General features: G+C 71.5%; 13 protein-coding genes. 7 read left to right on the top strand and 6 right to left on the bottom strand.

Going from position 1 to position 12,807, the window contains the following annotated elements; translation table 11 throughout:
• Positions 1–57: 57 nt before the first annotated feature.
• Positions 58–1,335: a serine--tRNA ligase gene (gene serS, locus ACZ6CL_RS06385; RefSeq protein ID WP_468931871.1), complete on the top strand. Its 1,278-nt coding sequence runs from the start codon at positions 58–60 to the stop codon at positions 1,333–1,335.
• On the top strand, positions 1,332–2,141 hold the full coding sequence (locus ACZ6CL_RS06380; RefSeq protein ID WP_468931869.1) for an HAD family hydrolase: 810 nt from the start codon (positions 1,332–1,334) through the stop codon (positions 2,139–2,141). The genes serS and ACZ6CL_RS06380 overlap by 4 nt, the downstream gene beginning before the upstream one ends.
• Before the next feature lie 78 nt (positions 2,142–2,219).
• Here the strand turns inward: ACZ6CL_RS06380 and ACZ6CL_RS06375 are convergent, their stop codons facing one another.
• Positions 2,220–2,669: a phospholipase gene (locus ACZ6CL_RS06375; RefSeq protein ID WP_468931867.1), complete on the bottom strand. Its 450-nt coding sequence runs from the start codon at positions 2,667–2,669 to the stop codon at positions 2,220–2,222.
• A gap of 201 nt (positions 2,670–2,870) precedes the next feature.
• Positions 2,871–3,875 (bottom strand): Lrp/AsnC family transcriptional regulator, encoded by a 1,005-nt coding sequence (locus ACZ6CL_RS06370; protein WP_468931864.1) that lies wholly within the window; start codon positions 3,873–3,875, stop codon positions 2,871–2,873.
• A gap of 136 nt (positions 3,876–4,011) precedes the next feature.
• On the opposite strand from ACZ6CL_RS06370, the gene ACZ6CL_RS06365 reads away from it, so the two are divergent.
• The 5 genes from ACZ6CL_RS06365 to ACZ6CL_RS06345 all read left to right on the top strand — a co-directional run bounded on the left by ACZ6CL_RS06365 (position 4,012) and on the right by ACZ6CL_RS06345 (position 9,061).
• Positions 4,012–5,556, top strand: a complete 1,545-nt coding sequence (locus ACZ6CL_RS06365) for an MFS transporter (protein WP_468931861.1) — start codon at positions 4,012–4,014, stop codon at positions 5,554–5,556.
• A 275-nt stretch (positions 5,557–5,831) separates the two neighbouring features.
• Positions 5,832–6,584 (top strand): hypothetical protein, encoded by a 753-nt coding sequence (locus ACZ6CL_RS06360; protein ID WP_468931859.1) that lies wholly within the window; start codon positions 5,832–5,834, stop codon positions 6,582–6,584.
• A 112-nt stretch (positions 6,585–6,696) separates the two neighbouring features.
• Entirely contained in the window at positions 6,697–7,407 is a 711-nt protein-coding gene (locus ACZ6CL_RS06355) for a FadR/GntR family transcriptional regulator (protein WP_468931857.1), read from the top strand.
• A gap of 35 nt (positions 7,408–7,442) precedes the next feature.
• Positions 7,443–8,735 (top strand): CynX/NimT family MFS transporter, encoded by a 1,293-nt coding sequence (locus ACZ6CL_RS06350; protein ID WP_468931855.1) that lies wholly within the window; start codon positions 7,443–7,445, stop codon positions 8,733–8,735.
• 101 nt (positions 8,736–8,836) lie between these two features.
• On the top strand, positions 8,837–9,061 hold the full coding sequence (locus ACZ6CL_RS06345) for a hypothetical protein (RefSeq protein WP_468931852.1): 225 nt from the start codon (positions 8,837–8,839) through the stop codon (positions 9,059–9,061).
• Positions 9,062–9,085: 24 nt separating this feature from the next.
• Here ACZ6CL_RS06345 and ACZ6CL_RS06340 read toward each other — a convergent pair whose 3' ends face one another.
• Genes ACZ6CL_RS06340 through ACZ6CL_RS06325 form a run of 4 tightly spaced genes read right to left on the bottom strand, consistent with a single transcriptional unit; the run spans position 9,086 to position 12,672 of the window.
• Positions 9,086–9,811 (bottom strand): ABC transporter permease subunit, encoded by a 726-nt coding sequence (locus ACZ6CL_RS06340; protein ID WP_468931849.1) that lies wholly within the window; start codon positions 9,809–9,811, stop codon positions 9,086–9,088.
• A gap of 14 nt (positions 9,812–9,825) precedes the next feature.
• The gene (locus ACZ6CL_RS06335; RefSeq protein WP_468931846.1) at positions 9,826–10,752 is read right to left on the bottom strand and encodes an ABC transporter ATP-binding protein; all 927 of its coding nucleotides are present in this window, start codon (positions 10,750–10,752) and stop codon (positions 9,826–9,828) included.
• Complete coding sequence (locus ACZ6CL_RS06330) at positions 10,749–11,648, bottom strand: ABC transporter permease (RefSeq protein WP_468931843.1); 900 nt, start codon at positions 11,646–11,648, stop codon at positions 10,749–10,751. The genes ACZ6CL_RS06335 and ACZ6CL_RS06330 overlap by 4 nt, the downstream gene beginning before the upstream one ends.
• Positions 11,638–12,672 carry an ABC transporter ATP-binding protein gene (locus ACZ6CL_RS06325; protein WP_468931840.1) on the bottom strand — a complete coding sequence of 345 codons (1,035 nt, stop codon included), beginning with the start codon at positions 12,670–12,672 and terminating at the stop codon, positions 11,638–11,640. The genes ACZ6CL_RS06330 and ACZ6CL_RS06325 overlap by 11 nt, the downstream gene beginning before the upstream one ends.
• Positions 12,673–12,807 lie beyond the last annotated feature (135 nt).

Below are 12,807 nucleotides of genomic sequence, written 5' to 3'. Positions count from 1 at the left end.
AGGGGCACAACGGAATTTCGCGTCGAGTCCCTGAGGTCACACCGGTAACCTGGGGGGGTGATTGACCTTCGCCTGCTCCGTGAGGACCCCGACCGTGTGCGCGCCTCCCAGCGCGCCCGTGGAGAAGACGTCGGCATCGTCGACGCACTCCTGGCCGCCGACGAGCGGCGCAGGTCCTCCAGTGTCCGCTTCGACGAGCTGCGCTCCGAACAGAAGGCGCTCGGCAAGCTCATCCCCAAGGCCTCCGGGGACGAGAAGGCCGAGCTGCTGAAGAAGGCCGGTGAGCTGTCCGCCGCGGTCAAGGCGGCCGACGCCGAGCAGGACGCGGCGGCCGAGGAGGCCCAGGCCCTGCTGCGCCAGCTGGGCAACGTGGTCCACCCGGACGTCCCGGTGGGCGGCGAGGACGACTTCACCGTCCTGGAGACGGTCGGCACCCCGCGCGACTTCGCGGCCGAGGGCATCACCCCCAAGGACCACCTGGAGCTGGGCGAGCTGCTCGGCGCGATCGACACCGAGCGCGGCGCCAAGGTCTCCGGCTCGCGCTTCTACTACCTGACGGGCGTCGGCGCGCTGCTGGAGTTCGCGCTGGTGAACGCGGCGATGGCGCAGGCCACCGCGGCGGGCTTCACCCCGGTGCTCACCCCCGCGCTGGTCAAGCCGAAGGCCATGGAGGGCACCGGCTTCCTGGGCCAGGCCGCGGAGGACGTCTACCACCTGGACAAGGACGACCTCTACCTGGTCGGCACCTCCGAGGTCCCGCTGGCCGCGTACCACATGGACGAGATCCTGGACGCGGAGCAGCTGCCCCGGCGGTACGCGGGCTTCTCCTCCTGCTTCCGCCGCGAGGCCGGGTCGTACGGCAAGGACACCCGGGGCATCTTCCGGGTGCACCAGTTCGACAAGGTCGAGATGTTCGTCTACACGACGCCGGAGGAGGCCGAGGCCGAGCACCAGCGGCTGCTGGAGTGGGAGAAGCAGTGGCTGACCTCGCTGGAGCTGCCGTTCCGGGTGGTCGACCTGGCCTCGGGTGACCTGGGCTCGTCCGCGACCCGGAAGTTCGACTGCGAGGCGTGGATCCCGACCCAGGGGAAGTACCGCGAGCTGACCTCGACGTCCAACACCACCGAGTTCCAGTCGCGGCGGCTGTCGATCCGGATGCGCGAGGGCAAGAAGGTCCGCCCGCTGGCGACGCTGAACGGCACGCTGTGCGCGGTCACCCGGACGATCGTCGCGATCCTGGAGAACCACCAGCAGGCCGACGGTTCGGTGCGGGTACCCGAGGCGCTGCGGCCGTTCCTGGGCGGGCGCGAGGTCCTGGCACCGGTCGCCCGGTGAGCGCGGGGGCCCTTCCGTACGGATTGGTCGCGACGGACCTCGACGGCACCCTGCTCCGTCCCGACCACACCGTCTCGGCCCGTACCCGCGCCGCGCTCGCCGCGGCCACCGCGGCCGGCGCCGCCCATATCGTCGTCACCGGGCGCACCGTCCCGGTGGCCCGGCACATACTGGACGACCTCGGCTACGACGGGCTCGCGGTGTGCGGCCAGGGCGCGCAGCTGTACCACGCGGGCGAGCACCGGCTGTTGACCTCCGTCACGCTGGACCGCCAAGTGGCCATGCTGGCGCTGGAGAAGATCGAGGCGGAGACCGGTCCGCTGCTGCTGGCCGCGGCCCGCGACGGCCTCGACGGCGAGGTGCTGTTCGGCCCGGGATACCGGGTGGGGCACGGGGAGATGCCGGTCACCTCCTTCACCGACCAGGACGAGGTGTGGTCCGCGCCCATCAGCAAGCTCTACATCCAGCACGCCGAGCTGGGCGACGACGCGCTGGCGGACGCCGCGCGGATCGCCGCCGGGGGTCTGGTCGGGGTGACGATGGCGGGCGCGGGGCTGGTGGAGCTGCTGCCGCTGGGGCTGACCAAGGCCACGGGCCTCTCGCTGGCCGCCCGCAGGCTGAAGGTGACGGCCGCGGACACGATCGCGTTCGGGGACATGCCGAACGACATCCCGATGTTCGGCTGGGCGAAGCACGGGGTCGCGATGGCCAACGCGCACGAGGCGCTGAAGGCCGTCGCCGACGAGGTCACCGCCTCCAACGAGGAGGACGGCATCGCGGTGGTGCTGGAGCGCCTCTTCGGCTGAGCGCTTCGAGCGGATACGCATGACGACGGGCGGCCCCTGGCGGGCCGCCCGTCGTCATGCGTGACCCGTCATGCGAGGTCAGCCCAGGTTCTTCACGGCCTGGTAGTAGGTCCACGCGGTGCCGTCGCAGGCGGTCTTCTTCGCACCGGTGTAGGCGGTGCACACCCGCTTGAGGTCCTCGTAGAAGGCGCTGTCGATACGGGCCTTGTTGGCGTCGAAGATGCCGAGCGCCTTGTGGTTGCGGTACCCGAAGTCATGGCGGGCGCAGGAGGTCTGGAAGGGGAAGCCGAAGGGGTTGTCGGGCGAGCTGCTGCAGTAGTCGGTGGACCAGTCGAACGCGTACGCGGCCCACGCGGCCTGATTGCCGCGGGCCGCGACCCAGGCGTTGTAGCTGGCGGCGCTGGTCTGGGTCCAGTTCGCGAGCACCTGGGCCTTGTCGGCGGGGACGGCCTGGGCGGGTGCGGCCAGGGCGACGGTGGCGGCCGCGGTGACGGCGGTGGCGGCGAGACTCGTGGCGAGACGACGCATTTCGGTTTCCTCCCGTTGGATGCTGACGGCAGCTCAAACCGCCCGCGTGGTGCACGGGTTGCGGGACGGTGTGAGGTGGCGCACATCCAGAGTTCGGCAGGTTCCTGACAAGCGTCAAGATCTAGACGGGCGTATGGATGAACAGAGTTCAACCAGCGGAGGTTCGGAGGATCCTCCAAGTAGGCCCCGGGAAAGGCCAGTTCAGGAGGGAAGCAGCGACGGGTCGCGCGGCGTGGGAGGCAGCGGCCCCGGCCCCTTGATCCGGCGGATGATCGGCGAGGTCTCCATGTGCCGTACGGCGGGCAGCGCGGCGATCCGCGTCGTCAGGTAGGTGTACAGCGCGGAGACGCCCTTGCACACCACTGTCGCCATCAGGTTGTGGGGCCCGGTGGTCGCGCACGCGAACGCGACCTCGGGGTGTTCGGCGAGCGCCTGGCCCGTGGCGGCCAGATCGGAGGGCGGCACCGACAGCCAGAGCACGGTCGTGGTCTCATGCCCGAAGATGCCCTGACGCTGCTCGACGTCGAAGTACAGCGTGCCGTCGGCGCGCAGAGCGGCGAGTCTGCGGCGTACCGTCGACTGCGACCAGCCGGTGACGGCGGCGAGTTCGGCCAGCGGCGCCCGCCCGTCGCGCGCGAGGACCGCCAGCAGCTTCCGGTCCCCGGCGGTCAGGGGCCCGGCGGATCGCGCGGCCCCCTCCGCCTCGGGCGCGGCGAGTCGCGCCACCTGCCCGGGACTCAGCACACCGGACTTGCTGACCAGGCCCAGCGCACCGCCGAAGAACTGATGCAGGACACAGCGTGCGCTCACCCCCGTCACCCGGGGCGTATGAGGCAATTTGCGCAGCAGCAGCGCATCGCTGTCCCGCTCGGAAGCCGTCCGCGTCGTCGCGACGACCTCAGTGCCATCGGAGAGCACATGCACCCAGGAGGTGTCGGTGCGGCGGGCCAGCGCCTCGGCGACCGGCACCGCGGCGTCCGGCAGGCACTGCACCCGCACCATCCACACCACCTCGCCGACCGACGCAGGGTCGGTGAGGCCCAGCACCCGGAGCGCCCCCGTGGTCCGCAGCCGGGTGTAGCGGCGCGCCACGGTCTGGTCGGAGACGCCCAGCACCTCGGCGACGCGGCTGAACGGGGCCCGGCCGTCGAGCTGGAGGGCGTGCACCAGCGCCCGGTCCAGATCGTCATAGGCATCGGATTTCACCGCTCAAAGCTAGCCGGTGTCGGATAACGCCACCAGACCCGGAGTCCGCTGGAGGTGAAGCCGGTGCGGTGGCGACTGTGAGGGCCACGGGGCCGCGGCGTCGGGCCCGCCCCCTGATTCCTCCCGGAGATTCCCCATGCGCACCACCTGGTGGCCCCTGGCCGCCATCACACTCGGCAACTTCATGCTGCTGATAGACGTGACCATCGTGAACACCGCGCTGCCGCAGGTGGCGCACGGACTGGACGCGTCCTTCACCTCTCTCCAGTGGGTGATGGACATCTACGCGCTGGCGCTCGCCGCGCTGCTCATGGTGGCCGGATCGGCGGCCGACCTCTTCGGTCGGCGGCGGCTCTATCTGCTCGGCCTCACCGTCTTCGCGCTCTCCTCGCTGATCTGCGGGCTCGCCCCCGACGCCGGGATGCTGATCGCCGCCCGCGCGGTCCAGGGCGCCGGGGCGGCGGCCATGTTCGCCACCAACACCCCGCTGCTGATGGCCACCTACTCCGGACGCGCCCGCGGCGTCGCCTTCGGGGTGTGGGGCGGTACGAGCGGGGCGGCCGCGGCGGTCGGCCCGGTGCTGGGCGGGGTGCTCACCGAGTACGTCGACTGGCGGGCCATTTTCCTGGTCAACCTGCCGCTGACGGCGATCGCGGCGTGGATCACGCTCCGTACGGTCGGCGAATCGCGCGGCGCGCCGGGGTCGCGCATCGACTGGCCGGGCGCCGTCTCCTTCACCACGTGCGCCGGGGCGCTGACGTACGGGCTGATGCGGGGCGGCGAGGAGGGCTGGTCCGACACCGGAACGGTCGTCGCCCTGACCGGTGCCGCGCTCGCGCTGATCGTCTTCGCCGCGGTGGAGCGCGGGGCCCGGCAGCCGCTGCTCGATCTGCGGCTGCTTCGCCGCCCGTCCTTCGCGGTGCTGATGGCGGCGGCCCTGCTGCTCCAGGCGGCGGCCTTCCCGTACCTCACCTACGCCGGGCTGTGGCTGCAGTCCGTACTCGACATGAGCCCGGTGCGGGCGGGTCTGGCGGTGACGCCGATGGCGGGGGTCGCACTGATCGTCGGCTCGGCGGGCGGGCGACTGCTGGAGAAGGTCGCGCCGGGGCGCACGCTCGGCGGCGGACTGCTGCTGGTGGGCGCGGGCGCGTTGGTCAACGGCGCGCTGGTGGACGCCTCTTCGGACTGGACGGCCTTCGCCCCGGGCCTGGCGCTGGCCGGTCTCGGTATCGGCCTCGCCATGCCCGTCCTGGTGTCGGCGGCCCTCGGCGCCGCCCCGCCGGAGCGGGCGGGCATGGCCAGCGGCGCGGTGAACACCTTCCGCCAAATGGGCTACGCGCTCGGCATCGCGGTCCTGGGCACGGTCTTCTCGGCCCGGGTGCGGGACGTGGTCACCGACAGCGGCGGCATCCCGCCGGGGGCCTCCGGACAGGCGGCCGACGCGATCACCGGCGGCCACGCGGATGCCGTCATCGCCGCCGCCCCACCGTCCCACGCGGCCGCTGCCCGCACGCTGGTCCACGAGTCGTTCGCCTCCGGCCTCGACCGGATCTGCCTGATCTCCGGCATCACGGCGCTGGCAGCGGGACTCCTCGTCCTCGCCGTCGTCCGCGGCCGCCCGAAGCCCCCGACGCCGGGGCCCCGGGCCGAGCCGTCCCCGACGGAGCCGGTCGCGGCGTAGGCACGACAGCTCGCGCTTCCGGCCCCTCGCCGTCAACGCGGCGGAATCGCGTAACTCTGCTGCAGTCGGATCGTTGTTCTAGATGACGCGTTATGCGTGGAGGCAACGCGGGCTTGAAGCTTCGGCCGGGCGACGGATCGACGGACAGCGATGTCACGGCGGTTGGGTCCGAATGGGGTAGGCAGCCTCCGCTCCTGGTCCCTGGATACGGGCGGCCATTCGCCCCTGGCTTGTGGGGCGCGACAACACCCGTATCCACACCGGAAGGCACACCCATGCCACCCGAGACCGCACTGCTGGAATCGCGCGCGCTGCGCGACAGCGTGATCGAACGGACCGACGCCCTCGACAAGGTCAAGATCCTGACCATGCTCCCCGATGGCGTTCACGTCACCACACGAATCGTCGCGGCTTACTTCGAGGTTGGGGAAGAAGCCATCAAAAGTCTGGCCAAGCGACACCGGGAGGAGTTCCACAGCAACGGGATGCACACCCTCCGAGGCCCTGACCTGCAAGTCTTTGAAAGGTCCAACTTGGACCTTTCAGATGTGAGTTATCCACAGGGGCGTGCCCACCTCACCCTCTACCCCCGTCGCGCGGTGCTCAACGTCGCCATGCTCCTGCGCGACAGTGATATCGCCAGGCGGGTACGGATGCATCTGCTCGACGTCGAGGAGCGCGCCCGGGCGGGGCAGGAACCCGGCGCGGCACGGCTCCCGCTCGAACAGATCCTCACCGAGCGGCTGCTGGAGGGGCCGATCGGCACCCGGCTCGACGCCGTCGAATCGCGGCTGGCCGACGTCGGTTCCGCGCTGCGGGAGCTGACTCCGTGGCTGGCCAGGATGTCGGCCCGGCTGGACGGCATGGACCAGCGGCTCGACGCGCACGGGCGGGTGATCTGCGCCATGAGTGAGCGGCTCTGCGACCTCGGCGAGGACATGAAGGAGGTCCGCCGGGACGTCGCCCGGCTCAAGGCCGCGGCGGAGCCGGGGCGTCCGGTGCGGGGCAAGGGACGGCGTCGGCGGTAGCCGTCTGCTCGGTGGGTCGGCGCCTGCCCGGCCCACCGAGCACTTAGGTGGTATAGGCATTTAAGTTGTAGGATGACTGGGCAACCGGTTGATTCGAGGGGAGTCACGAGACATGGCCTTGCGGGCCGCCGGGCGGCAGTCGCTCGTCGACGCCGTCGTGGAGCAGTTGCGGGCGCAGCTCACCGAGGGCGAGTGGAGAGTCGGGGAGCGCGTCCCGACCGAGCACGCGCTCGCCGAGCAGCTGCAGGTCGGCCGCAACACGGTCCGCGAGGCGGTGCGCGTCCTCGTGCATGCCGGAATGCTTCAGTCCAGGCAGGGCGAGGGCACCTTCGTGGTCTCCACCACCGACCCGGCCGAGGTCATGCGGGACGTACGGCGCGCCGGGATCCGGGACGTGCTGGAGCTGCGCATCGCGCTGGAGGCCGAGGGCGCCCGGCTCGCCGCGCTGCGGCATCAGCCCGCCGACCTGGAGCGGATGCGCGCGGCGCTGGCCTCGCAGGCGGCCTTTGAGGACGCCGGGGGACAGCCGGAGTCCGGCAGCCATGAGCTGTACGCGGCGCATGACGTCGCGTTCCACACCGCCGTGGTGGACGCCGCGCACAACGCCGCGCTGAGCGCCACGTACGGCTGGTTCAGCAGCTCGGTGCGCGAGGCGCTGGTGGCCTCGCTCGGCGACCGCGAGATGCCGCGCATCGTGCCCGGCGACCACCACGCCGTCGTCGACGCCATCGCGTCGGGCGATCCCACGGCGGCCGAGGACGCGGCGCGGGCCCTGCTGGAGACACCGAAGCGCGCCGTCGAGACATTGCTCAACGCGGGCTGATCCCCCAAAACACCCACCACAGTACGGAGTTGTCCTTGTCACGCCCGCACGCCCCCGGCCCCGAGGCCGAGCCGCTGCTCGTCGACGCCGAGACGGATCTGCGGCCCACCCCGGAGGTGACGGCCGCCCGGCGCACGCTGCGCGCCCGCCCGGCCCTCGTCCTGGTCGGCATCGTGCTGGCGTCCCTCAACATGCGCGCCTCGCTCGCCGGGGTCTCCCCGCTGCTCGGCGAGATCAGCGGGGACTTCGGGCTGAGCGCGACCACGGGCAGTCTGGTGACCACGATTCCGCTGATCTTCATGGGACTGGCCTCGCCGCTCGCACCCCGGCTGGCCCGGCGCTGGGGCACCGAGACCGTGCTGCTGGCGGCGCTGGTGCTGCTGGGCGCCGGGGTCCTGCTGCGCGTCGCACCGCCGCTGGTCGCGCTGTTCACCGGCTGCGCCCTGGTCGGCAGCGGGATCGCGCTGCTCAACGTGCTGATGCCGGGCCTGATCAAGCGGGACTTCCCGGACCGGGCGGCGGCCATGACCGCCCTCTACACGACCGCGATGATCGGCGGAGCGACCACGTCCGCGGCGGCCGCCGTCCCGCTGGAGAACGCGCTCGGCGGCTGGCGCGGCTCGCTCGCCTCCTGGTCACTGCTGGCCGCGGTCGCGGCGCTGCTATGGCTCCCGCAGGTGGTGCTCGCCCGGCGCGGTACCCACCACGGCCGGGCGGCCGCGACACCGGTTCAGACCCGGACCGGGGACGGCCGGGCGCTGTCCCGTTCGCCGCTGGCCTGGCAGGTGACGCTGTTCATGGGGCTGCAGTCGCTGATGGCGTACGTCACCATCGCCTGGATGCCGACGATCCTCACCGACCACGGCATGGACAAGGCCACGGCCGGTCTGGTCTTCGCCTTCAGCACGCTGGTGCAGATGTCCGGTTCGTTCGTGGTGCCGCTGCTGGCCGGGCGGATGCGCGCGCAGCGACTGCTCGCGGTCGCGGTGGCCGGGTTGCTGGCGGCCGGGATCGCCGGGCTGCTGGTGGCCCCGGTGCCCGGGGCCTGGGTGTGGGCGGCGCTGATCGGTGTGGGGCAGGGCGGCGCGGTGGGGCTCGCGCTCACCCTGATGGTGCTGCGGACCGGGGACGCCCACACCTCGGCGCGGCTGTCGGGGATGGCGCAGACCTGGGGTTATCTGCTGGCCGCCGCGGGGCCGCTGACGCTCGGCGCGGTGCACCAGGTCACCGGTGGCTGGACGCTGCCGATCGTGCTGATGCTCGCGGTGTGCGCGGCGCTGGCGCTGCTGGGGCTGGGCGCGGGACGGGACCGCAAAATCACGTCCTGATCCCCCGGTTCACAGCTCATCCGCAGGCGGCGGAGGGGATACGGACAACTCCGGCCGCCACGCTCGCTGTCATCAGGCACCGGCGAGGATCGGAGGACGGGATGAACCGCGAGGAAGTGAGGGGCGCGCGGTCGTGGCGGCGGATGCTGCGGGCGCCGTGGATCGTGGCCGGTGCGGTCGCGACCGTGACCCTCGGCTCGTCCGCGACCGTGGCCTCCGCGCTCGACCAGGCCAACGCCGCCCCCGGACACACGGTGGCGGCGGTCGTCACGACGACCGCCGCCACGGGCGAGACCGGCCGCTTCGTCAACCGCTGGCGGCCGTAGGCGCGGAGGCGCCCCGCAGGACGCTCACTCCTCGCCCGCGAGGGTCAGGGAGCGCATCTTGTGGCCCGCGAACCAGGTGGCGGCCGCGGTCACGACGATCAGCAGGGTGACACCGGCCGTCAGGCCCACGTCCGAGGTGACCGACTCGTCCGTGATCTTCTGGGCGATCGCCAGCGACCACTGCTGGACGCTGAGGGCCCTGGCCCCGGCCACCAGGCTGCCGAAGAACGCCTCCCAGACCAGGGCGTAGACCAGGCCCACCACGACCGCGTGCCGGGTGACCGTGCCCAGCAGCAGGAAGATGGCGCTGTAACAGACCGACGCGACGGCGGCGGCCACGGCGTAGCCGACCGCCATGTTGTGCGCGTTGCCGTTGAGGATGAAGCCCGCCAGCAGCGTGGGCAGGGCGGAGAAGGCGGCCGTGACGCCGATCGCGACGATCAGCTTGGTGAAGATGATCGTGGGCCGCTTCACCGGCTTGGCCAGCAGATAGACGACCGAGCCGTCGTCGATCTCCGGGCCGATCGCCCCGGTCCCGGCGATCACGCCGATCAGCGGGACCATGGTGGCGATCGCGAAGCCGTCCAGCAGGGAGTTGGCGGTGGAGTCGTCGACGCCGGTCAGCAGCCGGACGGCGAGCGAGATGGCCACCAGCAGCGCGGGCAGCAGGAAGAGGATCATCGCGCGGCGGCGGCCGAGCAGGGCTCGGTAGGTGAGCCGGGCGACGGTGGGATGGTAGAGCGCGGACATCGCAGGGGCTCCTTTCAGGCCGCGACGAGGTAGGAGAACACGCTCTCCAGGGACTCGTCGGAGGGCGAGACCGTGAGGAGCCTGATGCCCTGTTCACGGGCGACACGGGGCAGCAGTTCGGTGAAGCGCGTGAAGTCGACGGCTTGGATGTGCAGTCCGCCGTCGGCCCCTCCGCTCGCGTCCACCTGGATGCCGGTGGTCGACGGGTCGGCGATGAGGGCGGCGGCGAGCGCGCGGTCGTCGCTGGACCGTACGAGATAGCGGTGCGGACGGTCCGTCATCAGCCGCCGGATCTTGCGGAAGTCGCCGGAGGCGGCGTGCCGTCCCGCGACGATCACCTCGATGTGCGAGGCCAGTTGCTCGACCTCCTCCAGGATGTGCGAGGAGAACAGCACCGTGCGGCCCTCCGCGCCCATCCGCCGCAGCAGCTCCATCAGCTGCATCCGCTGGCGCGGGTCCATGCCGTTGAACGGCTCGTCGAGGAGCAGTACGGACGGCTCGTGGACCAGGGCGGAGGCCATCTTCACGCGCTGGCGCATGCCCTTGCTGTACGTGGAGATCTTGCGCGCCCCGGCGTAGTCCATCTCGACGGTGTCGAGCGCCTTGCGGGCGGCGGCGCGGGGATCGGGCAGCCCGTGCAGTTCGGCGTTGGCGATGACGAACTCGCGGCCGGTGAGGAAGTCGTACATCCCCTCGCGCTCGGGCACGATGCCGATGTGGCGGTAGGCCTGCTCGTTGCGCCAGATCGTGGCGCCGTCGAGGGTGACGCTCCCGGTGGAGGGGGCCAGGAAGCCGGCCATCATGTTGATGAGGGTGGACTTCCCCGCGCCGTTGGGGCCGAGCAGCCCGGTGACCCCCGGGCTGATGGTCATGGTCACGTCGTTGACGGCCACGACGTTCCCGAACCAGCGCGAGACGTTGTCGATGGCGATCGTGGTCACAGCCCGACCTTTCGGTAGCGGCGCATCAGCAGCCCGAACGATCCCGCGATCAGGCCGAGGAGGACGAGGACGTAGACGGCACCGGGCCCGGCGCCCGGGCCGAAGCCGCCGGGGAAGGACGACTCGGCACCGAGGAACGCCGTCTGCGTCCCGTCGATGATCGTGACCGGCGAGAACAGCCCGAGCCAGCGCACGACGCCGGTGGCGTCCTGGGCGAGCGCGATGGCCTGGACGGTGGACACCGCGCCGTAGGAGATGGTCAGGACGGCGATGACGGCGGCGACGCCGAAGCCGCGCCGCGGGGTGGCCGCGGCGATGACCAGGCTGATACCGGCGAAGAGGAGCGAGAGCAGACCCACGGAGACCAGTCCTTGCGCGAAGCCCTTCGTCTGGTCGGCGAAGTCGAGCTCGGCGAGCAGGGCCCCGGCGTACATGATCACCAGGGGCGAGGCGGTGAGCAGGAAGAGGGCGGAGGCCATGGCGCCGAACTTGGCCACCACGTAGTCCACCGTTTCGATGGGGCGCGAGAAGTAGAGCGGGATCGTCTTGAACCGCAGGTCGCGGGAGACGGCCTGCGGCGCCTGGGCGGCGATGTAGAGGCCGATGACCGCCTGGAGCATGACCGCGTAACGGGTGTACTCGACCGGGAGGTCCTTGAGGTCGGTGGCGATGGCGACCGAGACGATGATCGCCGCGGGCGCGCACATGACGGCGAACAGCAGCATCGGCGCGACCTTGGACTTCGCGGAGCGGCCGAGGCCGTAGGCGCCGCGCAGGGTCTGGACGAAGAGCGAGCGCCGGGCGTAGCCACGGCCGAGCCGGGGGCCGTCGTAGTGGCGGTAGCCGATGTTGTGAATGACGTCGGCACGCTGCTGCGGAACAGTCTCAGACGGCATCGACGGCACCTCCGTTTCCGTTGCCCGCACTGTCGCTGTCGCCGTCGCTTTCGCTGTCGGAGCTGAAGATCTCCGCCATGCGGTGCCGGCGCTGTTCCATGCGGACCAGGCCGAGGCCGAGACCGGCGATGGCGTCCCGGACCGTGTCGTACGTCTCCTCGCCCGCGACGTCCACGAGCAGCAGGTGCTCGGAGGCGGGCGCGCCGTCCGCGCCGCGGCGCGCGGGCGAGGCGGTGAGCCCGGCCCGGTCGAGGGCGGCGCGCAGCGCGGCGGTGCCGTCCGGGTGCTCGTCGGTGTCGGTGACCTCGACCGCGAGGGAGGCCGTCACCTGGGTGAACTCGCTGGTGGAGCTGGAGCGCAGCAGCTTGCCGCCGTCGATGACCACCACGTGGTCGCAGGTGCGCTCCAGTTCACCGAGCAGATGCGAGGTGACCAGGACCGAGATGCCGAAGTCGGTGTAAATGCGGCGGATCAGACCGAGCATGTCGTCGCGACCCACCGGGTCGAGGCCGTTGGTCGGCTCGTCCAGCAGGACCAGCTTCGGATCGTGCACCAGCGCCTGGGCGAGCTTGACGCGCTGCTTCATACCGGTCGAATAGCCACCGATGGGTCGATATCGCTCCTCGTACAGCCCGACGTGGCGCAGTGTGTCGGCGGTGCGCTCGCGGGCGGCGGACGACGGCAGCCCGGACATGCGCGCCATGTGGACGACGAACTCCGTCGCCGACACATCGGGCGGCAGGCAGTCGTGCTCCGGCATGTAGCCGACGCTCTCGCGGATGGCGCTGCCCTTCGTGGCCACGTCGAGGCCGAGAACGGCGGCACGCCCCTCGCTGGCGGGGGACAGACCGAGCAGGATCTTGATCAGAGTCGACTTACCAGCACCGTTGGCACCCACCAGGCCGGTGACGCCCGGTGTGATGTCGACGGACAGCCGGTCGAGCGCGGTGACCCTGGGGAACCGCTTGCTCAGGCTTTCGGTGGCGATCACAGTCACGCGTTCGACGGTAGTGGTGTGAGCCACAGTCCACGTCACCCCAGACGGCTGGATTCTCCTAGTCCTCCGGTCTGACACCCCCGTAAGGGGGAGGGGGTGCGCCCAGGCCCGTCACGCCCGCGCGGCGTCCGGGTCCGTCACGCCCGCGCGGCGCCCAGGCCC

The organism is Streptomyces sp. NPDC041200, from assembly GCF_055591805.1.
Note: the sequence above shows the minus strand (reverse complement) of the source record. Positions and strands in the feature narration are given on the sequence as shown.

Coding starts and splice junctions, on each gene's coding strand:
- ACZ6CL_RS06375 (WP_468931867.1), bottom strand. CDS start 2,669: ATGCGTCGTCTCGCCACGAGTCTCGCCGCCACCGCCGTCACCGCGGCC.
- ACZ6CL_RS06365 (WP_468931861.1), top strand. CDS start 4,012: ATGCGCACCACCTGGTGGCCCCTGGCCGCCATCACACTCGGCAACTTC.
- ACZ6CL_RS06360 (WP_468931859.1), top strand. CDS start 5,832: ATGCCACCCGAGACCGCACTGCTGGAATCGCGCGCGCTGCGCGACAGC.
- ACZ6CL_RS06355 (WP_468931857.1), top strand. CDS start 6,697: ATGGCCTTGCGGGCCGCCGGGCGGCAGTCGCTCGTCGACGCCGTCGTG.
- ACZ6CL_RS06345 (WP_468931852.1), top strand. CDS start 8,837: ATGAACCGCGAGGAAGTGAGGGGCGCGCGGTCGTGGCGGCGGATGCTG.
- ACZ6CL_RS06340 (WP_468931849.1), bottom strand. CDS start 9,811: ATGTCCGCGCTCTACCATCCCACCGTCGCCCGGCTCACCTACCGAGCC.
- ACZ6CL_RS06330 (WP_468931843.1), bottom strand. CDS start 11,648: ATGCCGTCTGAGACTGTTCCGCAGCAGCGTGCCGACGTCATTCACAAC.